The following is a 25,486-nucleotide window of genomic DNA, read 5'->3' as shown; positions in this document are numbered from 1 at the left end:
CCGCTGCCTGGGCCCCTTTTCTCAACTGCGGCTCCACCATCCGCCGGTGACCGATCCGGCTTCGAGATGCATGATGAAAAGAACAATAAGTGCACAGGCCATCCCCATGGCTGCGCCCGCCAACGCGAACCTCACCCGCTACATCCAGCTCGCCCTGCTGGTGCTCGCGGCGGGGGCGATCTATCCGATGCTGTACCTGCGCCAGGTGTATCAGAGCACCATGCTCGAAGCGCTGGCGATCAACAACAGCGAACTGGGCTACCTCTACTCGATCCTCGGCACCGCCTTCCTGCTCAGCTATCTGCCCAGCGGCTGGCTGGCGGACCGCCTGTCGCCGCGCTTCCTCATCAGCTTCTCGCTGATCGCTACCGGCGCCCTGGGCATGTGGTACGCCCTGCTGCCGGGCTTCAACACGCTGCTGGTGATTTTCTGCGGCTTCGGTATCACCACCGGCCTGACCTTCTGGGCCGCGCTGATCAAGCGGGTGAAGATGCTCGCCGGCGAGGACGAGCAGGGCCGTTTCTTCGGCGTGCTCGACGGTGGGCGCGGGCTGGTCGAGGCGCTGCTGGCGACTGTGGCCATCGCGCTGTTCGCCTACGTCACCGAGACCCGTGGGGAGAAAAACGCCCAGGGCTTGCAACTGGTCATCCATCTGTACGCCATCTGCTGCATCGTGCTCGGTGCCGCGCTGATGCTGGTGCGCGATCCGCAGAAGAGCGGCAAGGACGCCCGAACCGAGAAGGGCAACCTGCTGGAGGACCTCCGCACTCTGCTGCGCATCCCCGAACTCTGGCTGGTCACCGCCATCGTGTTCTGCGGCTACCACTTCTTCTGGGCCACCTACAGCTTCTCGGCCTACCTGCAGGAGGGCGGCTTCGGTCTCTCCGCCACCGCTGCCGGCCTCATCACCACAATCAAGCTGTGGATGCGCCCGTTGGGCGGTATCGGCGGCGGCTGGCTGGGCGACCGCTTCACCCGCACCGGCGTACTGACCTGGGCGATGCTGCTGGCGGCGCTGGGCATGATAGGCCTGATCGTGTTGCCGAGCCTGCACGTGCTCGCCGTACTGATCTTCCTGGTGATCTTCATCGGCCTGATGACCTACGCGATCCGCGGACTCTACTGGGCGATCCTCGACGACTGCCATATCCCGCTGCGTGTCACGGGCCTCGCCATCGGCATCATCTCGGTGCTGGGCTACGCCCCGGACGCCTACCTGCCGCTGCTCAACGGTTACATCACCGACCGCTTCCCCGGCTTCGTCGGCTACCAGATCTACTTCTCCTACGTCGTGGTGATGGGCCTGCTGGGCGTGGTCGCCACCCTGATCCTGAACAAGCGCATCCAGAAGCGAGCGAAACAAGCATGAAGATCGTCTCCCTCGAAACCCATGTGGTTGCTGTTCCGCCGCCCCACATCGGCGGCATGTACTGGCTGTTCGTCAAGCTGAAGACCGACTGCGGCATCGAAGGCGTCGGCGAGATCTACGCCGCCAGCTTCCATCCCAAGGTCATGGTCCCGGCCATCGAAGACGTGTTCGGCCGCTACCTGGAGAACCAGGACCCGCACCACATCGAGCGCTTCTTCCGCCGCGCCTATTCGAGCGGTTTCACCCAGCGCCCCGACCTGACCATGATGGGCATCGTCAGCGGCCTGGAAATGGCCTGCTGGGACATCATCGGCAAGGCGGCGAACAAGCCGGTCTACGAGCTGCTCGGCGGCAAGGTCCACGAGCGCCTGCGCTCCTACACCTACCTGTACCCGAAGAATACCCAGGGCGAGTATGACTACTCCGATCCGGACCTGGCCGCCGAGTGCGCCATCGAGAACATGAAGCTGGGCTTCACCGCCGTGAAGTTCGACCCGGCCGGCCCCTACACCGCCTTCTCCGGCCACCAGATTTCCCTGGAAGTGCTGGAGCGCTGCGAGACCTTCTGCCGAAAGATCCGCGAGGCGGTGGGCAGCAAGTGCGACCTGCTGTTCGGCACCCACGGGCAGATGGTGCCGTCCTCGGCCATCCGCCTCGCCAAGCGTCTGGAGAAGTACGACCCGCTGTGGTTCGAAGAGCCGATCCCGCCGGGCCAGGAAGACGCCATGGGCCAGGTGGCCGGCAAGACCAGCATCCCGATCGCCACTGGCGAGCGCCTGACCACCAAGTACGAATTCTTCAAGCTGCTGCAGGCCGGCGGCGCGTCGATCCTGCAGATGAACGTCGGGCGCTGCGGCGGCCTGCTCGAAGGCAAGAAGATCGCCTCCATGGCCGAAGCCTTTTACGCGCAGATCGCCCCGCACCTCTACAACGGCCCCATCGGCGCGGCGGCGAGCTTCCAGCTGGCGGCCTGCACGCCGAACTTCCTGATCCAGGAAAGCATCGGCACCTGGGACGGTTTCCACGCGCAGGTGCTGAAGAAGCCGCTGCAGTGGGAAGACGGCTACATCATCCCGTCCAGCGAGCCCGGCCTTGGCGTCGAGCTGGACATGGACGTGGTGCGCGCCCACAGCCCCTACACCGGCGAGCGTCTGCACCTGCAGATGGGCCCGGACCCCGTCGACGTGAGAGACAACGCACCAGCCAAGGGCTGATGCCGGACCCGCCCCCTTTCCGTCAAGGACGGGGGAGCGGGGTTTTACCCAACACCGCGGTACGCAATCCATGAAATACGACTACATCATCGTCGGCGCCGGTTCCGCCGGCTGCATCCTCGCCGCCCGCCTCAGCGAATCGGGTGAACACAGCGTCCTGCTGCTGGAAGCCGGCGGCAAGGACAGCTCGCACTGGTTCAAGATCCCGGTGGGCTTCGCCAAGCTCTACTACAACCCGACCTTCAACTGGATGTACTACAGCCAGCCGCAGAAGCAGCTCGCCAACCGCCAGCTCTACGCGCCGCGCGGCAAGGTGCAGGGCGGCTCGGGCTCGATCAACGCGATGATCTACGTGCGCGGCCAGGCCCATGACTTCGATGACTGGGCGGCCGATGGCAACGATGGCTGGTCGTTCAAGGACGTGCTGCCGTATTTCCGCAAGCTGGAATCGCACCCGCTGGGCAACACCGAGTATCACGGCGCCAACGGGCCGATCCGGATCACGCCGATGAAGGGCCACACCCACCCGATCTGCGACAGCTTCCTCAAAGGCTGCCAGGAGCTGGGTTATCCGCTGAGCGAAGACTTCAACGGCAAGGACTTCGAAGGCGCCGGTCTCTACGACGTCAACACGAAGAATGGCCAGCGCTGCTCCAGCAGCTTCGCCTACCTGCACCCGGCACAGAACCGCGCCAACCTGACCATCGAGCGTAACGCGCTGGTAGAGCGCGTGCTGTTTGACGAGAACAAGCGAGCCATGGGTGTGAGCGTGCAGCAGAGCGGCGTGCAGCGTGAGTTCCATGCCAGGCGCGAGGTGATTCTCGCCGCCGGTGCAGTGGACTCGCCGAAGATACTCCAGCTTTCCGGCGTAGCCGATCGAGACCTGCTCGACCAGCACGCAATTCCCACGGTGCACCATCTGCCGGCTGTGGGAAAGAACCTGCAGGATCACCTCTGCGTCAGCTACTACTACAAGGCCAACATCCGCACGCTCAACGACGACTTCGGCTCGCTCTTCGGTCAGGCCAAGCTGGGCCTGGAGTACCTGCTGACCCGCAAGGGGCCGTTGTCGATGAGCGTGAACCAGAGCGGCGGTTTCTTCCGCAGCGATGATGATCTGGAACACCCGAACCTGCAGCTGTACTTCAACCCGCTGTCCTACCAGATCCCCAAGAGCAACAAGGCCAGCCTGAAACCCGAGCCGTACTCGGGCTTCCTGCTCTGCTTCAACCCGTGCCGGCCGACCAGCCGCGGCGAAATCCGCATCGCCTCGAAGAACCCGGCCGACGCCGCGCTGATCGATCCGAACTACCTGAGCACGCAGAAGGACATCGACGAAGCCATCCAGGGCAGCCACCTGATCCGCACGATCATGAACGCCCCGGCGCTGCAGAAGATCACCGTCGAAGAGGTGCTGCCGGGCCCGGCCACCCAGTCCGACGAGCAGATGCTGCAGTATTTCCGCGAGAACTGCGGCTCCATCTATCACCTCTGTGGTAGCTGTGCGATGGGGGCCAATCCGTATACCGCGGTGGTCGACAATCGTCTGCGGGTGCACGGGCTGACCGGCCTGCGCGTGGTCGATGCGTCGATCTTCCCCAACGTCACCTCCGGCAACACCAACGCGGCGGTGATGATGGTGGCGGAGAAGGGCGCCGACCTGATCCTCGAGGACGCCCGTCAGGTATCCGAGCAGCGCGCGTCCGTGAAGCCTGCCCAGCGCGCGGCGGTGTAGTAGCGGCGTATTACCCGCGGCCCGCGCGACTGACTAAGCTTTTGCGCATGCCCGGCCACCACGGCCGGGCCCTGCCGGGAGGATGCCCCAGATGGCCGCGAAGAAGATCCTGATGCTGGTCGGCGACTATGCCGAAGACTACGAAACCATGGTGCCGTTCCAGGCGCTGTCGATGGTCGGGCACACCGTCCATGCCGTCTGCCCGGACAAGAAGGCAGGCCAGAGCATCCGCACCGCCATCCACGATTTTGAAGGCGACCAGACCTACAGCGAGAAGCCCGGGCACAACTTCGCCCTGAACGCCGATTTTGCCGGCGTGCGCGCCGAAGACTACGACGCGCTGCTGATCCCTGGCGGCCGCGCCCCGGAATACCTGCGCCTGAACGCCAGGGTGATCGAGCTGGTGAAAGCCTTCGACGCCGCGAAGAAGCCCATCGCCGCCGTCTGTCATGGTGCTCAACTGCTGGCTGCCGCCGGTGTGCTCAAGGGCCGCGCCTGCAGCGCCTACCCGGCCTGCGGTCCGGAAGTGAAACTGGCCGGTGGCGAGTACGTGGACATCCCGGTGGATGCCGCACACGTTGATGGCAACCTGGTCACCGCTCCGGCCTGGCCGGCGCATCCCGCCTGGCTGGCGAAGTTCCTCGACGTACTGGGCACGAAGATCAGCCTGTAAACTGACGCTGTCATCGACGCAGGAGAATCCGTCCATGTGCGAGCTCTACGTAAGGGCCGACCCGATCCTCTACGAGTCGCGCTCCCGCTCGCTGCGCATCCGTGGCGTGGTCACCACGCTGCGCCTGGAGAACCAGTTCTGGGACATCCTGCGGGAGATCGCCGAGGTGGACGGCATGACCACCAACCAGTTGATCGCCAAACTCTACGATGAGGTGATGGACTACCGCGGGGAGGTGGTGAACTTCGCTTCCTTCCTGCGGGTGAGCTGCACCCGATTCCTCGCCCAGCGGCGGGAAAAGGTGGCGGAGCTCAGCCTGGTGACCCGTAGCGCATCCTGACTCGGTCGCTGCCCACGAGCATTGCCGAATTGTCTGATCCCGGACTGTGGCATGGCCTTTCTAGACTGCGCCATTGCTACTTGTCCGGAGTCTCCCAAGTTGTTCAGGATCTGTTCGTTACTCGCCAGTGCTGTGCTGGGGGCAGGCATCGCGGGTCTGTCTTTCGCCGAGCCTAGCTCTGCCGAGCGTGAAGCCATCGCCGCCTATCAGCAGGGCGTCTTTGTCGCCCAGTTGCGGGACATCCACCACTCCGCCGGCTTCGCCGTAGCCGTCGAGGTGGACTGGGAGAGCATCGCCTTGCCCGGTCAGGCCGCCCACTATGGTGCCGAGGACTATTGGACCAACGTGTACTTCGTGCCCCTGGCTGAGGCCCTGGATATGTTGACCTCCTATGCACGGGGTAAGCAGGCGGTACAGGAGAAGCTCAAGCGCATCGTCATACGCTACGACGCCGGCAGGGCGGCGGCGGGTGATTACCGCACTGGCGTGGCCTTCGAGGAGGGTGTTCTGAGCATCAATTTCAAGCCGGCTTCGGCCGCTACCCAGATCGAAGAACGCACCGAAGCGATCCAGTCGAGCCTGGAAACCGCGCTTTGACCCATGAAAAAGCCCGGCACATGGCCGGGCTTTTTCATGCAGCGAAGGTGAAGGCTTACTTCACTTCCACCGCCAGGCTCTCGGCGATCTTCTTCTGCCAGACGGCCGGGCCGGTGATGTGCACCGACTCGCCATTGGTGTCGACCGCAACGGTCACCGGCATGTCTTTCACTTCGAACTCGTAGATCGCTTCCATGCCCAGCTCGGCGAAGGCCAGGACCTTGGACTTCTTGATCGCCTGGGCGACCAGGTAGGCGGCGCCGCCCACGGCCATCAGGTAGACGGCCTTGTTGTCCTTGATCGCCTCGATGGCAATGGGGCCGCGCTCGGACTTGCCGATCATGCCCAGCAGACCGGTCTGCTCGAGGATCTGGCGGGTGAACTTGTCCATGCGGGTCGCGGTAGTCGGGCCAGCCGGGCCAACCACTTCGTCACCAACCGGATCGACCGGGCCGACGTAGTAGATGAAGCGGCCCTTGAGGTCCACCGGCAGCTCTTCGCCCTTGTTCAGCATGTCGACCATGCGCTTGTGCGCGGCGTCGCGGCCGGTAAGCATCTTGCCGTTGAGCAGGATGGTCTCGCCCGGCTTCCAGCTCTGCACTTCTTCCGGGGTGATGCTGTCGAGGTTGACGCGGCGCGCGGACGGGCCGGCTTCCCAGACGATTTCCGGGTAGGCGTCCAGGGACGGCGCTTCCAGTTCTGCCGGGCCCGAGCCATCGAGCACGAAGTGGGCGTGACGGGTGGCGGCGCAGTTGGGGATCATGCAGACCGGCAGCGAGGCGGCGTGGGTCGGGTAGTCCATGATCTTCACGTCGAGCACGGTGGTCAGGCCGCCCAGGCCCTGGGCGCCGATGCCCAGTTGGTTGACCTTCTCGAACAGCTCAAGGCGCATTTCCTCGATTTTGTTCTGCGGGCCGCGGGCCTTCAGCTCATGGATGTCGATCTCGTCCATCAGGACTTCCTTCGCCATCACCGCGGCCTTCTCGGCGGTACCGCCGATGCCGATGCCGAGCATGCCCGGCGGGCACCAGCCGGCGCCCATGGTTGGAACGGTCTTCAGGACCCAGTCGACGATGGAGTCGGACGGGTTGAGCATGGCCATCTTCGACTTGTTCTCGGAGCCGCCGCCCTTGGCCGCGACGTCCACTTCCACGGTGTTGCCGGGGACGATGGAGTAGTGGATCACCGCCGGGGTGTTGTCCTTGGTGTTCTTACGCGCACCGGCCGGGTCGGCCAGGATGGAGGCGCGCAGGACATTCTCCGGCAGGTTGTAGGCGCGACGTACGCCTTCGTTGATCATGTCGTCGACGCTCATGGTGGCGCCGGCCCAGCTCACTTCCATGCCGACGCGGACGAACACGGTGACGATGCCGGTGTCCTGGCAGATCGGGCGGTGGCCGGTGGCGCACATGCGCGAGTTGATCAGGATCTGCGCCATCGAGTCCCGGGCGGCCGGCGATTCTTCACGCAGATAGGCCTCATGCATGGCCTGGATGAAATCAACCGGGTGGTAGTAGGAGATGAACTGCAGGGCATCGGCGACGCTCTGGATCAGGTCGTCTTGCTTGATCACGGCCATGGAGCACGGTCCTCTTCAGGCAGGAAAGTCAGGCGGGTAATACAGGCTCTCGCCTGTTACATCAGGGGTTCGCCGACACGGCTGCGGCGAAAAAAGGCGCCGTAGTATACCGTTGCGGCCGCTTGCCGCGCACGCGCCAGTGATCCGACCTTGGTCCCAGGTGGCCTGTCATCGCCCACATTCCGATCGGCTAGGCACTGGGGCGCTTTGATAGTAGAGTGAAGGCCAGGTGCCATTACGGGACGGAGCCCCATGAGCACACTGCTGAAACAGCGCGCCTTACAAAAACTACTCATCAGGCGATTCGGCATGGCCGTCGGGACCTACGCGCTGGTGCAGCTACTGCTCTGGATGGCGGTCTTCGGCGACTTCTTTCGCGGCACTATCATCTTCGCGCTGGGTTGCACCTCACTGGTGGTGGCGAGCCAGCTGATCTTCTTCTGGTTGTTCATCACCGGACGCAACCAGCGCTTTTCCGACCCCAGCATGACCGAGCCGCAGGTTCTGGTCGCACTCCTCTGGCACACGCTGTTCCTCGCCAATGTCGACACCGCGCGCGGCACCCTGATGGTGTTCTATGTGCTGATCCTGCTGTTCGGCGTATTCCAGCTGCAGCCCAGGGTTTTCGCACGGTGCGCGGCGCTGGCGTTCATCGCCTTCGCCGGCCTGAACCTGTGGGAGGCCTTCCAGCAGCGCCTCGAGCTGCCCGCCCAGGCGATCCTGCAACTTCTGGTTCTGTTCATCGTACTGGTCTGGCTCAGCCTGTTCGCCGGCTATGTCCAGGCGCTGCGCCAGCGTATGCGTCAACGCCGCTATGCGCTGCAGGCGCACCAGGACACATTGCGCGGGATGATGCGTCAGCTGGAGGACCTGGTGGCCACCGATGAGCTGACCGGCCTGTTCAACCGTCGCCATTTCCTGCGCCTGGCCGGCCGCGCGCTGGAAGAGATGCAATTCAGCCAGCGGCATGGCCTGGCGCTGATCGACCTGGATCACTTCAAACGCATCAACGATATCCACGGCCATGCCGCCGGTGACCGCGTGCTGCAGACCTTCGCCGCGGTGGCGCGGGCCTGCCTGCGCGAGGGTGATGTCCTGGCGCGTTACGGTGGCGAGGAGTTCGTCCTGCTGCTGCCCAATGCCGACGCCGACCGGCTGGCCACCTGCTGCGAGCGCTTGCGCATGGCCTTCGCCGCCGCGGAGCCGGTGGGAGTGAACATCGAAGTGCTGAGCCTGTCGGCGGGGATGACCCTGCTGGAGCCGACCGACGATCTCGACGAAGCCTTGCAACGGGCCGACCAGGCGCTCTACCGTGCGAAACGCAGCGGACGTAACCGCTGCGATGCCGCATGGGAGTGGACGCGTGCCTGAGATACAGGCCGGATCGCAACGCTTTTCGGTAGCCCCCGGAGTCAACTTGCTCGATGCCCTGCGCGGGGCCGGCGTCGCCGTGCCCTACAGCTGCCGCGCCGGCAGTTGTCACGCCTGCCTGGTGCGCTGCACCCGGGGCGAGGTGCTGGACGCACAGCCCGAAGCCCTCGACGCAGTCCGGCGCGACGAGGGCTGGCGGTTGTCCTGCCAGTGCCGGGTCATCGAAGACCTGGCCGTGGAAGTCTTCGACCCGCAGCGCGATGGCCTGCCTGCCAGCGTGGCCGAACTGGATTGGCCGGCGCCTGACGTGCTGCGTCTTCGACTCATGCCGCAGCGTCCTCTGCGCTATCGCGCCGGGCAACACCTGATTCTCTGGAGTGCAGAAGGTGTGGCGCGGCCGTACTCGCTGGCCAGCGTCCCGGGTATCGATCCCTGGCTGGAGTTCCACATCGATTGCCGACTGCCGGGCGCATTCAGCGACTTCGCCCGCCAGTTGAAGGTGGGCGACAACGTACGCCTGGGCGAGCTGCGCGGCGGCGCTTTGCACTATGACCCCGAATGGCACGAGCGGCCGTTGCTGCTGATGGCCTCCGGCACCGGTCTGGCGCCGCTCTGGGGCGTTCTGCGCGAGGCGCTGCGCCAGCGTCATGCGGGGCCGATCCGCGTCATTCACCAGGCCCATGACCAGGCCGGTCACTACCTGGCCGAACCGCTGCGAGCGCTTGCCGCAGCACACCCGGAGCTGGAGGTGACGCTGATGACGACGGCCGAGTCGGCCGCCGTTATGGCACAACTCCGGCTTGTTTCGCGACGGACCCTCGCCTTACTCTGCGGCCACCCCGACAGCGTCGATGCCTTCGCCCGCCGCCTCTACCTCTGTGGCGTACCGCGCGGCCAGACGCTGGCCGACCTGTTCCTGCCCCACGCCTGAAGCGGGCGCGCGGCCCCACCAGATAGAATTCCAAGAAGAAGGATTTGCCATGAGCGAACAGATTCTCGTCGAACGCGAACAGGGCCTGCTGACCCTGCGCCTGAGCCGTCCGGACAAGATGAATGCGCTGACCCGCACTATGTATTCCGCCCTGGCCGAGGCCCTGGAAGCGGCGCAGACGGATCGTACCGTGCGCGTGGTACTGATCACCGGCGGCGCCGAATGCTTCACCAGTGGCAATGACATCGTCGACTTCCTCCAGCAGCCACCCAGTAGCCCGGACAGCCCGGTATTCCGCTTCATGCGCGCGCTGATGGACTTCACCAAGCCGGTTGTTGCGGCGGTGGCCGGCCCTGCCGTGGGCATCGGCACCACCCTGCTGCTGCACTGCGACCAGGTATTCGTCGCCCAGGCCAGCAAGTTCAAGATGCCTTTCGTCAATCTGGGCCTGTGTCCGGAATTCGGCTCCAGCTTCCTGGTGCCGCGCCTGGTCGGCCCGGTGAAGGCCGCCAGCCTGCTGATGCGTGGCGAAGGTTTCACCGGTGAGCAGGCGGTGGCTTATGGCATCGCCAACGAAGCGCTGGCCGATGGTGCCGCCGCGATCGAGCGTGCCCGCGAGGTCTGCCAGACGCTGCAACAGCTCCCGCCGGCAGCGGTGGCGCTGAGCAAGCGCCTGCTCAAGGAGCCCTACATCGAGCAGTTGCGCCAGGTGGTGGCGGAGGAGGGGCAACTCTTCGTCGAGCGCCTGCACTCGCCGGAAGCCCAGGAAGCGCTGAGCGCCTTCACCCAGCGCCGTCAGCCGGATTTCTCGAAGTTCATGTAAGAGCCGTGTCCGCTCCTGCATTGTTTTCTGGGTCCCCGCGTTCGCGGGGATGACGCAAAGAATGCAGGGCGGATAACGTTCGACGTTATCCGTCGTTTGACCTTGGTCTCAATGCACTCCGGGGTTCGCCATGTCGCCAACGACAAGGGCGCTGCAGCCGCGCACTGTTCGCGAACAGTGGTGCAGCGGCCGTTGTAGGAGCGCGCCATGCGCGCGATCGAGCCCACATCGCCATTCTAAAAAGCGGCCCGCTCCTACAGGGGAATACCGAGCGGGACGGGTTCGCGAGCAAGTTCGCTCCGACGGACAGATTGCCCACACAATCTGTGGAACGCGCTGTGGATAAGCTCTGGGGTAACCCGGCGAACCCACGGCATTCGCGGCCTGCAGGGAATTGAGCGGTATTTGAGCGACGCCTGGCAGGTTGCCCACATAAGGTGTGGAAGGTGCTGTGGATAAGCTTGGGGCCAAGGTGCCGAACCCGCGCAGTTCCTGGCTTTCAGCGCATTGGTTGCCCTTTGAGCAACCCGGAATGAAAAAGGCCGCCCTCGGGCGGCCTTTTTCATTGGCACAGCAGGATCAGACGAGCAGGTCACCCACGTGCAGCACCTTCATGGTGTTGGTGCCGCCCTGGGTGGTGTAGCTGTCACCCTTGGTCAGGATCACCCAGTCACCCTTGGTCACCACGCCGCGCTGCAGCAGCGCGTCGACGGCTTCCTGGCTGACCCGCTCCGGCGGCAGCGCGGCCGGGTCGAAGGGGATGGTCTCCACGCCACGGAACAGCGCCACGCGGGCCTGGGTTTCGCGGTGCGGGGAGTAGGCGAAGATCGGTACCGAGGAACGGATGCGCGACATGATCAGCGGGGTGTAGCCGCTTTCGGTCAGGCAGATGATCGCCTTGATGCCCGGGAAGTGGTTGGCGGTGTACATGGCCGCCAGGGCGATGCTCTCGTCGCAGCGCTCGAAGGTCTGGCCCAGGCGGTGGCTGGACTTCTTGGTGGTCGGATGCTTCTCGGCGCCAGCGCAGATGCGCGCCATGGCCTGGACCGCTTCCACTGGATATTCGCCGGCGGCGCTCTCGGCCGAAAGCATCACGGCGTCGGTGTAGTCGAGCACGGCGTTGGCCACGTCGGAGACTTCCGCGCGGGTCGGCATCGGGTTGTGGATCATCGACTCCATCATCTGGGTCGCGGTGATCACGGCCTTGTTGTAGCGGCGCGCGTGCAGAATGATCTTCTTCTGGATGCCCACCAGCTCGGCGTCGCCGATTTCCACGCCGAGGTCGCCACGGGCCACCATCACCGCGTCGCTGGCGCGGATCAGGCCGTCCAGGGCTTCGTCGTCGGCCACGGCTTCGGCGCGCTCGATCTTCGCTACCAGCCAGGCGGTGCCGCCGGCTTCGGTGAGCAGGCTGCGGGCGTATTCCATGTCCTTGGCGTCACGCGGGAAGGACACGGCGACGTAGTCCAGGTCCATGCTCGCGGCCAGCTTGATGTCTGCCTTGTCCTTCTCGGTCAGGGCCGGCGCGGTGAGGCCGCCGCCACGGCGGTTGATGCCCTTGTGGTCGGACAGCGGGCCGCCGATCAGCACTTCGCAGACCAGCTCATCCGCTTTCACTTCCTTGACCGCCATGACCACGCGGCCGTCGTCCAGCAGCAGCTCGTCGCCTACGCCGCAGTCCTTGACCAGGTCCGGGTAGTCGATGCCGACCACTTGCTGGTTGCCTTCGGTGCGGGGGTGGCTGGTGGAGAAGCGGAAGATGTCGCCGACCGCCAGTTCGATGCGCTTGTTGGCGAACTTGGCGATGCGGATCTTCGGACCCTGCAGGTCGCCCAGCAGCGCCACGAAGCGACCGTGCTTGGCGGCGATGTCGCGGACCAGCTTGGCGCGGGCGCGGTGTTCGTCGGGAGTGCCGTGGGAGAAGTTCAGGCGGGCGACGTCGATCCCGGCGAGGATCAGCTGTTCCAGCACTTCGGGGGAGTTGCTGGCTGGGCCGAGGGTGGCGACGATCTTGGTGCGGCGAAGGGACATGCGGGACTCCTAGGGGAAAGCAAGCAGCGGTCAGGCTGCCGGGCGAACCTGAACAGGTTCCGAGGCAGCCAGGGCGCCATATTACTCTGTTTCATGTGACAGGGTTTCAGGTGACAGGTCTGATCACCAGCAAATCGCATTCCACTTCTTCGAGCACCCGTTCGGCGGTCTGGCCGATCAGCGCGTTGTCGAACTGCCCGCGGGCGACCGCGCCCATCAGCAGCAGGTCGATGCCGTTGTCGCGCACATAGGCGGGGATCACCTCTTCAGCAAAGCCCTGACCCAGCTGGGTGCGTTCGCGGTCGATGGCCGGGTATTGCGCCAGCAGGGCGTCGAAGGCGTCGCGGTGGTGCCATTCGGTGCGCTGCACATAGTTGTCGTAGTCGGCCAGCAGTTCGGCATTGAAGGCCAGGGTGTGCGGCAGGGCGACGTAGGCATGCAGGTAGTGCGCCTGCAGTTTCAGGCGCTGCTCGAACTCGCGGGCCACGCCGATCAGGCGATGGTCCAGTGCCGCCGGCTTGTCGCTGTCGTGCAGCGGGTCGAGCGCCGCGCACAGGCGTTCACCACGCCACTGGCCGTGCTGCACCAGCCAAAGCGGCTGCGGGCAATGGCGGATCAACTGCCAGTCGTGATTGGTCAGCACCAGGCGCTTGAGCAGACTGTGGTGTTGCGCGGACTTGAGCACCAGGTCGGGCTGGCTCTGCTCGCAGTGCAGGACGACCTGCCGGTGCAGCGGCTTGCCCCAGCGCACCTGGCACTTCACCTCGGTGCCGGCCTGGCGCAGGGGCGCGGCGAGTTGTTCCAGCCACACCAGGCGCTGCTCGAGCAGGCTCTGCCGGCCGCGTTCGAGGTCGCCCTGGTCCAGCAGCAGGTTGTTGTCCAGGGCCGGGTTGAACTCGCAGGCCAGCAGTTCCAGGTGCGCGCCGCTGCGTTCGGCGATCCACTGGGCGCGGGTGAGCGCGGGCTGGTCTTCGCGGGTGGGGTCGATGACGACGAGCAGGTGCTGGAGTTTCATGTCGGCTTCCTCGCGCGGGCTGCGACCATTGCAGACCAAGCCTAGCGCGTTGCGCTTGACCTGGGGCAGCGCTGCGCGCGGGAAGCCGCCTTCAATTGCGCTGGCTGTTCAGTGCCTGATCGAGGTGGCGCGCCGCCTTGTCGGCAAGATCGCCGTTGGGGTACTCGGCCAGTTGCCGGCGCAGGTAGGCGATGGCCTGGTCGCGGTTGGCGTGCGGGTTGTCCTTTGCCATGTACATCAGGCCGAGCTGGTACAGCGCCTTCTCGCGGATCTCCGGCGGGATGGCCGGGTCGTTGGCGCCCAGCAGGTAGAGCTGCGCGGCTTCGTCGACGCGGTCCTTGAGCACCGCGCGGCGTGACAGCAGGGTCATGTCCGGGTCGAGGCTGGGCCTGTTCAGGTCCAGGTTGTTCTGCGGTTTCCAGTCCGCCAGCAGCTCGCGGGCGCTCTTCTGCACCGGGTCCTTGGCACGCTGGCGGATCACCAGGATGCGCGCGTCGGCGTGGGCGGCGGCCTGGGTGCCGGGGAATTCGCGGTCGATGCGCTCGAAGTACTGCAGCGCCTTCGCATCGTCGCGCTGGTCGTTGAAGCGGCTCATGTAGATCAGGCCGATCTGGTACAGCGCGATGGCGCGCACTTCCGGGCTGTAGCGGGTGTTGTCGTAGCCGGTCAGGTAGAGCTTCTCGGCTTCGGCGCTCTTGTTGTCGCGGATGGCCTGGGCGCTGTAGGTCAGCAGGTCGCCTTCCTCTTCCACCGCGGCGGTCATGCGCTTGTTCTGCAGTTGCTTGTATTCGGCGACTTCGCCGGTGGTGACCTGGGCGACGAACAGCGGCGTGGTCGGGGCGCAGGCGGCGAGCAGGGGGAGGAGCACGGCGAAGGGCAGGGCGAAAGCTGAACGCATGGCATCTCCTTGGCGCCAGGGCGTGATCCGCGCCAGTCTAGTGGTGGGCTTCAGTACGGCCAAGACAGGCCGATACACTTCCCAACGGAGGATATGCCCATGCGAACCCTGGCCACCTTGCTGCTGCTCCTGAGTGTTACCGGATGCACCAGCTGGTCGATGAATTACCACCTGAACAATGCCTACCGCTCGTACAAGAGTGGCGATTGCGAGCGGGTCATGCTCGAACTCTCGGAAACCGAGCGCAACAGCCGCGCGCGGCCCTGGCTGCAGCCGGAGATTTCCATGCTGCGCGGGCAATGCCTGGAGCGGCAGAAGTTCTTCGTCGATGCCGCGCAGACCTACCAGTTCATCATCGCCCGCTACCCGACCAGCGAGTATGCTTACCGCGCCAAGGCCCGGCTGGACACGCTGCGCCTGAATGGCCGTCTGCCTGGCGATACCGCGCGTAGCTACCCGGTCACGCCCTGACCGCCGGTCGGTGGCGAACTTGAGCGCTCCGGATCGCTGGCTAATCTCATGGAGTGACTTCACGGAGGAGGAAGAAATGCGTGCCCTGTGGCTCTGCGTCTGGTGTTTTCCCCTGTTGGTTAACGCCGACATCTATCGCTGGACCGACGCGCAGGGCAAGGTGCATTTCAGCGAAACCCCACCGCCGGGGGCGCAGCGCATTGAAGTGAAGCCCCAGGTCGTCGAGCGTGACGCGGCGACCCGTGAGCGGGAGGAGCGCACCGCCCGCTTCTATGATGCCCGTCGTGACGAGCAGGCCGCCGCGCAGGCCAAGGCGGCCCAGCAACAGGCCGACCTGAGCGCCCAGTGCGCACGTTGGCGCAGTGACCTGGATGGGCTCAGTCTGGGCGGTCGCTACTTCACGCAGGATAGCGACGGCAAACGCACCTACTACAGCGATGCACAGATCGACGCCGCCCGTCGCGAGCTCGAAGCGCGCCTGGCGGAAGGTTGTCGTTAGGACTGGCCCCGAGGGGGCGGCATCGTCATACTGGACGATATCTCATAGCGAAACGCCATTATGCGCCATTCACGACATATCGAGCGCCATCAGCTGCCCTACTACCTGAAGGTGTTCAACAGCATCACCGACAAACCGATGGGCTACCTGGGAAACGTCTCGCTGGACGGGATGTTGCTGATCAGCCAGCTGCCGATGCTGGTGGGCGGCCGTTTCGACATGCGCCTGAAGATCCCCGGCCACGACGGCAAGCTGCAGCTGATCGAGTTCTCCGCGACGTGCCAGTGGTGCCGCGAGGACGTCAATCCGGGCAATTACGACTCCGGCTTCAGCCTGGTGGCGCCGCCGGCGGAGTACGTCGAGCTGGTCGATGCACTACGCCGTTATTTCAGTTTTCGCCGCCAGGTGGAGTCGGTCTGAAGCGCATTACGCGCTGAACCGATCTGGCGGTAGCGGAAGGCAGGACGCCGGGTAGTTCCCGCCGTCGGAACACCACAAGGCCTACAAGCGCTCGGACTTGTACGCCATTACTCCTCACGTGTTGGCGAGCTCGTCGCTGAACTCGATGGGCCCTGAAATCCCGGCCAATCGGCGTATGACGCACAGCGTCATACGCCCTACAGCGCACCTGCCTTCTTCCAGCCCAGATAGCGGCTGACCAGTTCCGGGCCGAGCTGGCTGGGCCGCGTGTCCAGCACCGGCACGCCATGGGCGATCAGCTTCTCGTGCAGCCCGGCACGGGCGTTCAGGTATTCCACGGTGCCGCAGTAGGCCAGCGCTTCTTCATAGCCCTCCACCGGGGCTTGTCGCAGGCGATCGAGCACTTCCTCGCGCAGGCTGGCCACCAGTACCCTGTGCTGCCGTCCCAGGCGCTTCACCGCGGCCACCAGGTCTTCGTCGTCCTCATCGCGCAGGTTGGTGATGATCACCACCAGGGCCCGCCGCCGCTGGCGGGTGAGCACGGCCTGCACCGCTGCCGTGTAGTCCGCCGCGCGCTGGCTGCTGGCGAGGTCGTAGACGCCATTGAGCAGCACGCTTAACTGCGCGCTGCCCTTGCCCGGCGGCAGGTGCCGTGTCTGCTCCCCGGCGAAGGTCATCAGGCCCACGGCATCTCCCTGGCGCAGTGCGACATAGGCCAGCAGCAGGCTGGAGTTGAGCGCGTGGTCGAAATGCGAGAGGTCGCCATCGTGGCTGCGCATGCGTCGGCCGCAATCGAGCAGGAAGAGAATCTGCTGGTCGCGCTCGTCCTGGTATTCGCGGGCAATCGGCGTGCGCTTGCGCGCGGTGGCTTTCCAGTCGATCTGCCGCAGGGTGTCGCCGTCGCGGAACTCGCGCAGCTGATGGAATTCCAGGCCCAGGCCACGGCGCTGTCCGGCGCGTACACCGATGCGGTTCAGCCAGTGGTCGACCGCCATCAGTTCGGCGCCGTACATGCGCGCGAAGTCGGGGTAGACGCGGGCTTCGCTGCGTTCTTCCAGGTAGCGCCGGCCCCTCCACAGGCGCAGCGGGCTGGATAGTTCAATCTCGCAGCGTGGGAAGACGAAATGCCCGCGCGACAGCGGACGCACGCGGTAGCCCAGCTCGGTCTGCTCGCCCGGACGCAGTTCGACGACTTGCGGCAGATGCTCGACCTCCATGGCGCCGGGCAGGTGGTCGAACAGGGTCACGCGCTGCACCTGCCCGTAGCGATGGTGCAGGTGCAGGCGCACCTCGCTCCAGCGGCCCAGTGGCAGGTTGCCGCTCAGCTGCCTTTCCAGGCGCGGCGAGGGCAGGCGGCGCAGCCACAGGGCATCGACCAGCGCCAGCAGCGTCAGGGCGCACAGCGCACCCCACCAGAGGCGACCGAGCCATGCCGGCGGCGGCGTGTCCAGGGCCGTCGCCGAGCCGAGGGCAATGGCCGCGGCCAGCAACACGCCGAGCAGCGCGAGAAGGGCGCGCGATGGCTTCATAGGCGCGGCGCCGGTACCTGGTCGAGCAGCTGTTGCAGTACCTGGTCCACCGACAGTCCCTCGATGTCCAGTTCCGGCGACAGGCGCACGCGGTGGCGCAGGACCGCCAGGGCGCTGCCCTTGACGTCGTCCGGCAGCACGAAGTCGCCGCCGCGCAGCAGCGCCCGCGCCCGTGCGCAGCGGACCAGGGCGATGGACGCACGCGGGCCGGCGCCCAGCGCCAGGCCCGGCCAGTTGCGGGTGGTACGGGCGATGCGCACGGCGTAGTCCAGCACCTGGTCGTCGATCGGCAGGTCGGACGCGATCTTCTGCAGCGCCATGACGTCCTTTTCCTTGAGCAGGGGACGGATCGGCGCGACGTCGAGCATGTCGCTGCGCGCCGAGCGGGTCACCTGGCGCACCAGGTTCTGCTCCTCGGCTTCCTGCGGGTAGTCGATGCGCAGCTTGAGCATGAAGCGGTCCAGCTCCGCCTCGGGCAGCGGGTAGGTGCCTTCCTGCTCGATGGGGTTCTGGGTGGCCAGCACCATGAAGGGTTGCGGCACCGGCAGGGCGCGGCCTTCAAGGGTGACCTGGCGTTCCTGCATGACTTCCAGCAGCGCCGCCTGGGTCTTGGCCGGCGCGCGGTTGATCTCGTCGGCCAGCAGCAGGTGGGTGAACACCGGCCCCTTGCGCAGCTTGAACTGCTCGGTGGCGAGGTCGTAGACCGCATGGCCGGTGACGTCGCTGGGCATCAGGTCGGGGGTGAACTGGATGCGCGCGAAGCCGCCGTCGAAGCAGCGGGCGAGGGCGCGCACCAGCAGGGTCTTGCCCAGGCCGGGGACGCCCTCGATGAGCACGTGGCCGCCAGCGAGCAGCGCGGTCAGCACATCGTCGATCACGCCCTGCTGGCCGATCAGCGCCTTCTGCAGCTCATGGCGCAGCGCCTGGGCCAACTGGCTGGCGCGCTGACGCTGGGCGACCGGATTGGAGGAGGGGCTGGCTTGTTCAGGTATCTGTTCGCTCATAGGGAATTCCTGAGGCTTTGCAGGTGGGCGACCTGACGGGTGAATTCGGCGATGGTCATGCGTTGCTGTGGATAGGGGCGCATGGCCTGGCTGATGGCGCTGATCGGCTGCCGCGTCATGCGGCCCAGGGTTTGCCATTGTTCGGCGACGGGCAGGCGCTCGAAGCCCGGCTGGCGCTGCCGCGCGCGGCGCAGGATGTCGCGTTGCAGCCCCTGCAGCAGGGCGATCTGGCCACGTTGGCGGAGGACGAAGTCGGCACCGGCGCGCAGGTGCTCTTCCAGTTGCCGGCGTCCGCGTGCCGGGCTGGGTTGCAGCGGGCCCTGGCGCAGGCCCTGGCGCCACAGCGCGAGCGCCAGCAGCAGGGCACAGGCGACCAGGGCTTGCGGGAAGTAGCGCGCCAGCAGGGTGAAGAGGCTTTCGCCGTCGGCGCGGTAGACCAGGGTCACGCTGTTGTCCTGGGTCAGGTACCAGAGCAGCCAGGCGTTGTCGTAGTCGCTCAGCTGGTTGTTCTGCCAGATCCAGTTATCGGTCAGTACGGTGACCAGGCCTTGGCCCTGTTGCAGTTGCAGCAGGTGGGTGGCGTTCGAGCTGTTGGCCCAGGCGTAGGCGAGGTTCTTCGAGTCGAACAGGTGGTATTCGGTATCGAAGTCGATGTAGGCCGGCGCCTTCTCGTTTTCCAGGTAGAGCTTGGTCAGCTTCGGGTACGGGTCTTCTTCTTCGGCCGATTCAGTGGTTTCGGCGTTTTCGGCGGCGGGCGTGGTCGGTTGTTCGGCCGCTTCTTCCTGCGTGGAGGGTTCCGCGCTGGATTTGTCTTCCGGCTTGGCGGTGCCTTTGTCCTTGTCGAGGTCCTCGGTGAGGAACTGCTGGACGCCCAGGCGATCGAGCAGCAGGTCGCCGCTCTTGCCTTCCTCTTCGTCCCACAGGCGTTCGGCAGTGACCACCAGATGGCCGCCGCGCGAGGTCCAGTCGAGCAGGCGGGTGGTCTGCTTCGGCGTGAGGTTCTCGCGACTGCCGAGCAGGATCAGCGTGTTGCCCTTGCTCGGCAACTGGTCGAGCACTTCCAGCCCCCTGGCGGCGCTGACCTTCAAGCCACGCCCGCGCAGGTAGGTTTCGGCGGCCAGGTAGGGATTGGCGCGGACTTCCGGCGCGGGGCCATGCTCGATGGTCTCGGAATAGGGGGTGAGGTGGGTGTAGAGGTAGTACCCGACGGCCGCCAGCACCAGCAGGACGGCCAGGGTGACCAGCAGGGCGACGGGCCGTTTCATGCGCGCACCTCGTTGCCGAACAGGCTGCGCCATTGCTCGCACAGCTGCTGCTTGAGGTCGTCCTGGGGCGTGCGATGGCCATAGGCAAGCGCCTGCCAGTGCAGGGTCAGGGTGCGGGTGAAGCTGTCCAGCGGCGGATTGTCGAGGGTTTCGACGCGCGCCATTACCTCGCCTTCGGTGGTGGAGTCGCGCAACGGTACGCGGAAGTCATGCAGCAGGCGGCTGAGCAGGGCGCGGTAGAGCAGACCCAGCGCGGCGCGGGGTTGCTCGTCCCACAGGCGCTCGGCCTCGCTGGCGACATCGTCGGGCAGGGTTTCCGGAGCCAGCTCCAGGCCGAACAGGACGCTCGGCACTTCCCGGCGCGGGCGCTGCGGCAGGCCGATGCGCCCGGCGAACAGCCGCAGCCACTCGCGATAGCGCCAGATCAGCAGGGCGACAACGCTGAGCAGCGCACCCCACAGCAGCACTTCGATGATCTGTGCGACGTACTTGAATGCCTGCCAGTGTTCCAGGGCTTCGAAGAAGCGCTTCAGGCTTTGTTCGTCGTCCTTGCTCGACTTGGTCTTGTCCTTGGCAGGATCGCCCAGCCGCCAGCGGGTCACTGTCTCGCTGTTACGGAATGGCGGCGCCGCCAGGATGGCCTCGGCGGCATGTCGCGACTGGTCGCTGTTCAGCCGCTGATTCTGCAGCCGCGACGCCTGGGGGCCGTTGGGGTTCTGGTCGGGCAGTGGGCAGCTGTTGCCCGGTTGTTCCGCCGCCCAGGTGCTGGAACCGGGCAGCGGCGCCAGGCAGGCGGCCGCCACCAGCAGCAGGGCGTAGGCACTGCCGATCAGGCGCTGGCGCAGGCGGCGCAGCACCAGCTCGATGTCCCAGGCTTCCAGCTCGGTACGACGGTTCAGGTAGAGGGTGAAGCCGCAGGCCACATAGACCGGCTCCCAGACTATCAGCAGCAGTGCGTAGATCAGGTTGCTCAGGTGCTCCATCCAGGCCCATTCGCCGTTGGCGAGGCTGAGCAGCGATTGCCATTTCCAGTCCGTGACCCACTGCTGCGGCAGCAGCAGGTAGAGCAGCACGGAAAGCCCGAGCCAGAGGGCCAGTTCGAAGTGCATGCCGATCATGGTCAGCCAGGTGGCGCCACCGGCATTGCGCTGGCCCAGGACCACCAGGCGCTGGCTGCGTGCCTGGCCTTTGAGCCCTTCCAGTTGCAGTACCGGCAGGTCGAAACTGCGCGTCGGGCTGAAGCGGCGCCACAGCAGACTGGGTAGCAACTGGTTCCTGAGCAGGCCTGGGAAGGCCCGCAGGGCCTGCTTGAGGCTGGGAGTATCGTCGAACAGGGCGCGCGACAGGATGTACAGCGGCAGGCGTTCAAAGGCTGGCTTGAGCCACCAGAACAGCAGGACCGCCCAGCCCGAGTGATTCCACAGCAGTACGCTGAGCAGGGCGAACACCGGCAGGGTTACCAGCGCCCAACTGGCCATCAGCAGGCCGGCATGGCGGCGCGCCAGGAGTATTCCCAGGTCCAGGGCTTCCCACGGGCTGCGCGGGCGGATGGCGACGCTGGCGTCAGTCAGGCGCATGACGGCTCCGTCCGGCAAACACGAAATAACCGCCCACCAACAGCCAGAGGCAGGCGCCGACGATGTACTTCACGGTCGCCGGGAACTGGGTGATCGAGGACCAGTAGCCTTCGATGAAGGCCGCGATCAGCAGCAACAGGATCACCCCGCCCACCAATTGCACGGCCCGGGCGGCGGCCTGGCGCAGCGCATCGAGACGGCTCAGGCGTCCAGGCGCCAGCAGAGCCCAGCCGAGCTTCAGGCCGGCGGCGCCGGCGAAGGTGATGGCGGTCAGCTCGAAGGCGCCGTGGCCGATGACGAAGGACCAGAAGGTCTCGATGTAGCCGATCTGGGTCAGATGCCCGGCGGCCGCGCCGATCATCAGGCCGTTGAACAGCAGGAAGAACAGGCTGCCCAGGCAGAACAGCAGGCCGCTGGCGAAGGTCTGAAAGGCGATGCCGATGTTGTTCATGATGTAGAAGGCGAACATCTTCCAGTCGTCGCCGGTGTCCCGTGTGCTCATCGGGCCGAGGCGCCGTGCCTCGGGCGAGTACATGGTCTCCATCTCCGCGACACGGTCGGGCGCCATCACGCTGTAGGTGAGGTCGGGGAAGTGATAGGTCAGCAGCCCCATGAGCAGCACGCTGCCATAGAGCAGCAGGCTGGCGACCAGGATGAAGCGCCACTCCTCGCGTACCAGACGCGGGAAACCGGCGGTGACGAAGCCGAGGATGCGCGCGCCGAGGTGGCTGCGGTGCCGGTAGAACTGCTGGTGCCCGCGCATCGCCAGCTGCTGCAGATGATCGATCAGGTGGCTGCTGTAACCGCGTTCCTGCGCCAGCGCCAGTTGCTGGCAGATGCGCCGGTAGTCCGCGGCGAATTCGTCGGGGCGCTCGGAGCCTTCCTTGCGCTTGCCGTTCTCCAGTTGCTCCAGACGCTTGCCGAAGCGCTTCCACGCCCCCTGGTGGCGTTGCTCGAAGAGTGCCTGCTTCATTGGGGCTCCCTACCGCTGCCAAGCAGGCCGCTGGCGATGGCGTTGAGGCGAGCCTCCGCGTGTTCGGGCGTTACGCCCAGCGGTTCGGCGAGGATACTGGCCAGCTCTTCACGGCGCGCCGCGGACAGCTGCCCGGCGCGCTCGGCAAAGCCCATCATCGCGCGCTGCTCCTCCAGGTTCAGCGGCCAGGGTGCCAGCTCTGGCGCAACCTGCGGCGGTTGCGGGCGGCCCGGTAGCGGGTCGCGGTAGATCACCAGGGTGCCGGCAGCCAGGTCGCCCAGGCGTTTGAATGCCGGATTGGACAGGCAGCTGAGCAGGCCCAGGGTGTAGCCGAAGGGCAGGATGTCGGCGAAGCGCAGCAGGTTGCGCAGCAGCGAGGCGGACCAGCCGATCGGCGTGCCGTCATCGTGGACCACGCGCAGCCCCATCATCTGCTTGCCCGGCGAGCGGCCCTGGTTGAGTACTTCGAAGAGCACCATGTACCACCAGGTCATGACGAAGGTGAGCAACAGGCCCAGGCCGGTGCCGAGTTGGCCGAGGAAGGCCAGCGCCATGAACAGGGCGAACATCAGCAGGGCGCGGATGCCCAGGTCGACCAGGTAGGCGATCGCCCGTGGAATCACGCCAGCGGGACGCAGCAGCAGGTCGATCCCTTCCGGCGTCTCCACGTGGTAGCGGGTATCCAGCGCGGGGCTGAGTGGACGTGCGTCCAGGCGTGGAACGGCGGCTGCGGTCAAGGGGAGTCGCTATCGATGGCTGAAAGGCAGATGCTAGCCAGCGCGCTGCGGCGAGGCAACCGCGCTGGCGGCAATTGGTGAATGGGTATCACTGGGCGGGTGGCAGTACGCCGAAGATCCTTCGGTACAGCACGCCCCCGGAAATGATCAGCAGCGGCACCGTCCAGACCAGGCCGATGCCCAGCGGCAGCATGCTGAGGAACGTGATCAGGCCCAGCGCCAGGTACAGGCCGAGAATCTTGAACCAGTGCCGGGTGATCGCCTTGCGCGAGGCTTCCAGCGCCTGCCAGGGGCTGAGCTTGCGCTCGACCGCCAGCGGGATCGCCAACTGATAGGCAAGGCTCAGGTAGATGCCGGGAATGATCAGCAGCAACAGCCCGATGTACATCAGCAGGGTCATCAGCAGGCCGGTGACGAGCAGCGGGACGAACAGTCCGAAGTGGCTGAACATCTCGTCGAAGGAGACCTTCTGGTCGGCGGCGCGGCGGATGCCGAGCATGGCGACGCCAGCGGCCAGGGGATAGCAGACGGCTCCAGCGAGAATGCTCGCGATTATCTGTGCGACTTGTCCCATTGGCGTTTGGGATTCCGTCACGCCGAATCCGAGCCCCAGTGCGAGGCCGAAGGCGAAGCTGATCGCCTGGATTGCCACGATGTAGACCAGTGTGGCTGCGATCATCAGGCCTTTCATGCCCTTGACCCGCTTCCAGGCCTCGCTGATCACTTCGCCAATTGAGAAGTCATAGCCACGGGCGAGGGCTTCCTCCACGGAAGGGACGGCCAGTGCGGACGAGCTGGGTTGCAGGTTGCTTTGCGGAGGGCTGTAGGGATTCTGCGCGGATATCTCTTGCATGGAAGTTCCTTTCCTTCAGACGAGTCCGTTCGGGGTGAAGCATAGGATGGCAGCTGGCCACGAGCCAATACCGCGGCTTGGAAGTGCGGCAGGGTGCACTGTTAGACTGCGGCGCAATCGCACGCAGGCAAGGAAACGCGCCATGACCGCCAGCATCTTCTGGTACGACTACGAAACCACCGGCATCGACCCGCGCCGCGACCGGCCTCTGCAGGTCGCCGGCATCCGCACGGACGAAGCGCTCAATGAGATCGGACCGTCGCTGAATCTCTATTGCCGTCCCAGTGACGACATCCTCCCCCATCCGGCTGCCTGCCTGGTCACCGGGATCATCCCGGAACGACTGGAGGCCCAGGGTCTTGGCGAGGCCGAGTTCATGACCCGCCTGCATGCCGAGCTGGCGCAGCCGGGCACTTGCGTCGCCGGCTACAACACCCTGCGCTTCGACGATGAAGTGACGCGCTACAGCCTCTATCGGAACTTCTTCGATCCCTATGCCCGTGAGTGGCAGGGCGGCAACAGCCGCTGGGACCTGATCGACATGGTGCGCACCTGCTACGCACTGCGCCCGGAAGGTATCGTCTGGCCGGAGCAGGACGGCGTAGTCAGCCTGAAGCTGGAACGCCTCACCGCCGCCAACGGCATCGACCACGGCCAGGCTCACGACGCGTTGTCGGACGTGCGGGCGACCATCGCCCTGGCACGGCTGATCCGAAATCGTCAGCCCAAGCTCTACGATTACCTCTACCGCCTGCGCAGCAAGCAGGGCGTACTGGACCAGATCCGCCTGCACGAGCCGTTGGTGCACGTGTCCGGGCGCTTCTCCGGGGCGCGCCACTATCTGTCGGTGGTGTTGCCGCTGGGCTGGCACCCGCGCAATCGCAATGCCCTGATCGTCTGCGACCTGGCCGCCGATCCGTCGCCGCTGCTGGAGCTGGATGCCGAGACCCTGCGCCAGCGTCTGTATACGCGCCGGGACGCGCTCGCCGAAGGCGAACTGCCGGTGCCGCTGAAGCTTCTGCACATCAACCGTTGCCCGGTGGTGGCGCCCTTGAGCGTGCTCCGCCCGCAGGATCGCGAACGCATCGGTCTGGATCTGGACGGATGCCTGGAGGCCGCGCAGACACTGGTACAGGCCAAGGCTCTCTGGCAGGAAAAACTGGCGCCGATCTATGCCGAGGAAAGTTTCACGGCAACCGAAGATCCGGAGCAGCAGTTGTATGACGGATTTATCGGTGACCGGGACCGCCGATTGTGCGAGCAGGTGCGTCAGGCAGATCCTGCCCGATTGGCCAATGAGCAATGGCCGTTCGATGATCCGCGACTTCCAGAACTTTTGTTCCGATACCGGGCACGTAATTTCCCGGAAACTTTGTCGGCCAGCGAACAGCAACAATGGCAGGACTTCTGCCGCCTGCGCCTGAGTGCGGCGGAGTGGGGGGCGCCGAATACTCTGGAGAACTTCGATAGCGCAATGGCCGAACAGATGAGTAATGCCGGTGCGGCAAACCGCGCAGTGCTTGAGGCCTGGGCGAAATATGCGCGCGCATTGCGCGAGCGCTATGGCCTCTAGCGTTCGACA

The 25,486-nt window shown here is 65.5% G+C and carries 24 protein-coding genes; 13 read left to right on the top strand and 11 right to left on the bottom strand.

Annotated elements, in window-relative coordinates; translation table 11 throughout:
• Positions 1–73 precede the first annotated feature (73 nt).
• The 6 genes from GA645_RS23160 (at position 74) to GA645_RS23135 (ending at position 5,928) form a co-directional block, all read left to right on the top strand.
• A complete protein-coding gene (locus GA645_RS23160; protein WP_256676003.1) occupies positions 74–1,369 on the top strand; it encodes a nitrate/nitrite transporter in 1,296 nt (431 codons plus the stop codon).
• Positions 1,366–2,583 carry a mandelate racemase/muconate lactonizing enzyme family protein gene (locus GA645_RS23155; protein ID WP_152225841.1) on the top strand — a complete coding sequence of 406 codons (1,218 nt, stop codon included), beginning with the start codon at positions 1,366–1,368 and terminating at the stop codon, positions 2,581–2,583. Before GA645_RS23160 ends, GA645_RS23155 begins: the two co-directional genes overlap by 4 nt.
• Before the next feature lie 70 nt (positions 2,584–2,653).
• Entirely contained in the window at positions 2,654–4,318 is a 1,665-nt protein-coding gene (locus GA645_RS23150) for a GMC family oxidoreductase (protein ID WP_152225839.1), read from the top strand.
• Between the two features lie 91 nt (positions 4,319–4,409).
• Positions 4,410–4,991, top strand: coding sequence for a DJ-1/PfpI family protein (locus tag GA645_RS23145; RefSeq protein ID WP_152225838.1), 582 nt, complete (start codon positions 4,410–4,412; stop codon positions 4,989–4,991).
• A 34-nt stretch (positions 4,992–5,025) separates the two neighbouring features.
• Complete coding sequence (locus GA645_RS23140; RefSeq protein ID WP_152225836.1) at positions 5,026–5,331, top strand: ribbon-helix-helix domain-containing protein; 306 nt, start codon at positions 5,026–5,028, stop codon at positions 5,329–5,331.
• Positions 5,332–5,430: 99 nt separating this feature from the next.
• The gene (locus tag GA645_RS23135; protein ID WP_152225834.1) at positions 5,431–5,928 is read left to right on the top strand and encodes a hypothetical protein; all 498 of its coding nucleotides are present in this window, start codon (positions 5,431–5,433) and stop codon (positions 5,926–5,928) included.
• 55 nt (positions 5,929–5,983) lie between these two features.
• On the opposite strand, the gene GA645_RS23130 is transcribed toward GA645_RS23135, so the two are convergent.
• The gene (locus tag GA645_RS23130; RefSeq protein ID WP_152225831.1) at positions 5,984–7,507 is read right to left on the bottom strand and encodes a fumarate hydratase; all 1,524 of its coding nucleotides are present in this window, start codon (positions 7,505–7,507) and stop codon (positions 5,984–5,986) included.
• 252 nt (positions 7,508–7,759) lie between these two features.
• On the opposite strand from GA645_RS23130, the gene GA645_RS23125 reads away from it, so the two are divergent.
• From GA645_RS23125 to GA645_RS23115, 3 genes are read left to right on the top strand one after another with little or no spacing between them, the layout of a single operon-like run.
• Positions 7,760–8,878: a diguanylate cyclase gene (locus tag GA645_RS23125; protein ID WP_152225829.1), complete on the top strand. Its 1,119-nt coding sequence runs from the start codon at positions 7,760–7,762 to the stop codon at positions 8,876–8,878.
• Positions 8,871–9,809 carry an iron-sulfur-binding ferredoxin reductase gene (locus GA645_RS23120; protein WP_152225827.1) on the top strand — a complete coding sequence of 313 codons (939 nt, stop codon included), beginning with the start codon at positions 8,871–8,873 and terminating at the stop codon, positions 9,807–9,809. The genes GA645_RS23125 and GA645_RS23120 overlap by 8 nt, the downstream gene beginning before the upstream one ends.
• 49 nt (positions 9,810–9,858) lie before the next feature.
• A complete protein-coding gene (locus GA645_RS23115) occupies positions 9,859–10,632 on the top strand; it encodes an enoyl-CoA hydratase-related protein (protein ID WP_152225825.1) in 774 nt (257 codons plus the stop codon).
• A 579-nt stretch (positions 10,633–11,211) separates the two neighbouring features.
• Here the strand turns inward: GA645_RS23115 and pyk are convergent.
• The 3 genes from pyk to GA645_RS23100 form a co-directional block, all read right to left on the bottom strand.
• Positions 11,212–12,663 carry a pyruvate kinase gene (gene pyk / locus GA645_RS23110; RefSeq protein ID WP_152225823.1) on the bottom strand — a complete coding sequence of 484 codons (1,452 nt, stop codon included), beginning with the start codon at positions 12,661–12,663 and terminating at the stop codon, positions 11,212–11,214.
• A 106-nt stretch (positions 12,664–12,769) separates the two neighbouring features.
• On the bottom strand, positions 12,770–13,678 hold the full coding sequence (locus tag GA645_RS23105) for a universal stress protein (RefSeq protein ID WP_152225821.1): 909 nt from the start codon (positions 13,676–13,678) through the stop codon (positions 12,770–12,772).
• A 91-nt stretch (positions 13,679–13,769) separates the two neighbouring features.
• Entirely contained in the window at positions 13,770–14,576 is an 807-nt protein-coding gene (locus tag GA645_RS23100) for a tetratricopeptide repeat protein (RefSeq protein ID WP_152225819.1), read from the bottom strand.
• A 99-nt stretch (positions 14,577–14,675) separates the two neighbouring features.
• Here GA645_RS23100 and GA645_RS23095 point away from each other — a divergent pair, with 99 nt between their 5' ends.
• The 3 genes from GA645_RS23095 (at position 14,676) to GA645_RS23085 (ending at position 15,966) form a co-directional block, all read left to right on the top strand.
• Positions 14,676–15,047: a tol-pal system YbgF family protein gene (locus GA645_RS23095; RefSeq protein ID WP_152225817.1), complete on the top strand. Its 372-nt coding sequence runs from the start codon at positions 14,676–14,678 to the stop codon at positions 15,045–15,047.
• Positions 15,048–15,123: 76 nt separating this feature from the next.
• Positions 15,124–15,546 carry a DUF4124 domain-containing protein gene (locus GA645_RS23090; protein ID WP_152225815.1) on the top strand — a complete coding sequence of 141 codons (423 nt, stop codon included), beginning with the start codon at positions 15,124–15,126 and terminating at the stop codon, positions 15,544–15,546.
• A 60-nt stretch (positions 15,547–15,606) separates the two neighbouring features.
• Complete coding sequence (locus GA645_RS23085; RefSeq protein ID WP_152225814.1) at positions 15,607–15,966, top strand: PilZ domain-containing protein; 360 nt, start codon at positions 15,607–15,609, stop codon at positions 15,964–15,966.
• A gap of 197 nt (positions 15,967–16,163) precedes the next feature.
• Here the strand turns inward: GA645_RS23085 and GA645_RS23080 are convergent, their stop codons facing one another.
• The 7 genes from GA645_RS23080 to GA645_RS23050 all read right to left on the bottom strand — a co-directional run bounded on the left by GA645_RS23080 (position 16,164) and on the right by GA645_RS23050 (position 23,904).
• Entirely contained in the window at positions 16,164–17,495 is a 1,332-nt protein-coding gene (locus GA645_RS23080) for a DUF58 domain-containing protein (protein WP_152225812.1), read from the bottom strand.
• Positions 17,492–18,499, bottom strand: coding sequence for a MoxR family ATPase (locus GA645_RS23075; protein WP_152225810.1), 1,008 nt, complete (start codon positions 18,497–18,499; stop codon positions 17,492–17,494). Before GA645_RS23075 ends, GA645_RS23080 begins: the two co-directional genes overlap by 4 nt.
• The gene (locus GA645_RS23070; RefSeq protein WP_152225808.1) at positions 18,496–19,764 is read right to left on the bottom strand and encodes a DUF4350 domain-containing protein; all 1,269 of its coding nucleotides are present in this window, start codon (positions 19,762–19,764) and stop codon (positions 18,496–18,498) included. Before GA645_RS23070 ends, GA645_RS23075 begins: the two co-directional genes overlap by 4 nt.
• A complete protein-coding gene (locus GA645_RS23065) occupies positions 19,761–21,341 on the bottom strand; it encodes a DUF4129 domain-containing protein (RefSeq protein WP_152225806.1) in 1,581 nt (526 codons plus the stop codon). Before GA645_RS23065 ends, GA645_RS23070 begins: the two co-directional genes overlap by 4 nt.
• On the bottom strand, positions 21,328–22,314 hold the full coding sequence (locus GA645_RS23060) for a stage II sporulation protein M (RefSeq protein WP_152225804.1): 987 nt from the start codon (positions 22,312–22,314) through the stop codon (positions 21,328–21,330). Before GA645_RS23060 ends, GA645_RS23065 begins: the two co-directional genes overlap by 14 nt.
• Positions 22,311–22,982: an RDD family protein gene (locus GA645_RS23055; protein WP_152228270.1), complete on the bottom strand. Its 672-nt coding sequence runs from the start codon at positions 22,980–22,982 to the stop codon at positions 22,311–22,313. The genes GA645_RS23060 and GA645_RS23055 overlap by 4 nt, the downstream gene beginning before the upstream one ends.
• 157 nt (positions 22,983–23,139) lie before the next feature.
• Complete coding sequence (locus GA645_RS23050) at positions 23,140–23,904, bottom strand: hypothetical protein (protein WP_152225801.1); 765 nt, start codon at positions 23,902–23,904, stop codon at positions 23,140–23,142.
• A 142-nt stretch (positions 23,905–24,046) separates the two neighbouring features.
• On the opposite strand from GA645_RS23050, the gene sbcB reads away from it, so the two are divergent.
• Positions 24,047–25,477, top strand: a complete 1,431-nt coding sequence (gene sbcB, locus GA645_RS23045; RefSeq protein WP_152225799.1) for an exodeoxyribonuclease I — start codon at positions 24,047–24,049, stop codon at positions 25,475–25,477.
• The last annotated feature ends 9 nt before the right edge of the window (positions 25,478–25,486 follow it).

It is taken from the genome of Pseudomonas sp. SCB32 (genome assembly GCF_009189165.1).
Classification (GTDB): domain Bacteria; phylum Pseudomonadota; class Gammaproteobacteria; order Pseudomonadales; family Pseudomonadaceae; genus Pseudomonas.
The sequence above is the reverse complement of the archived record's forward strand: the minus strand, read 5'-3'. Positions and strand labels throughout refer to the sequence as shown.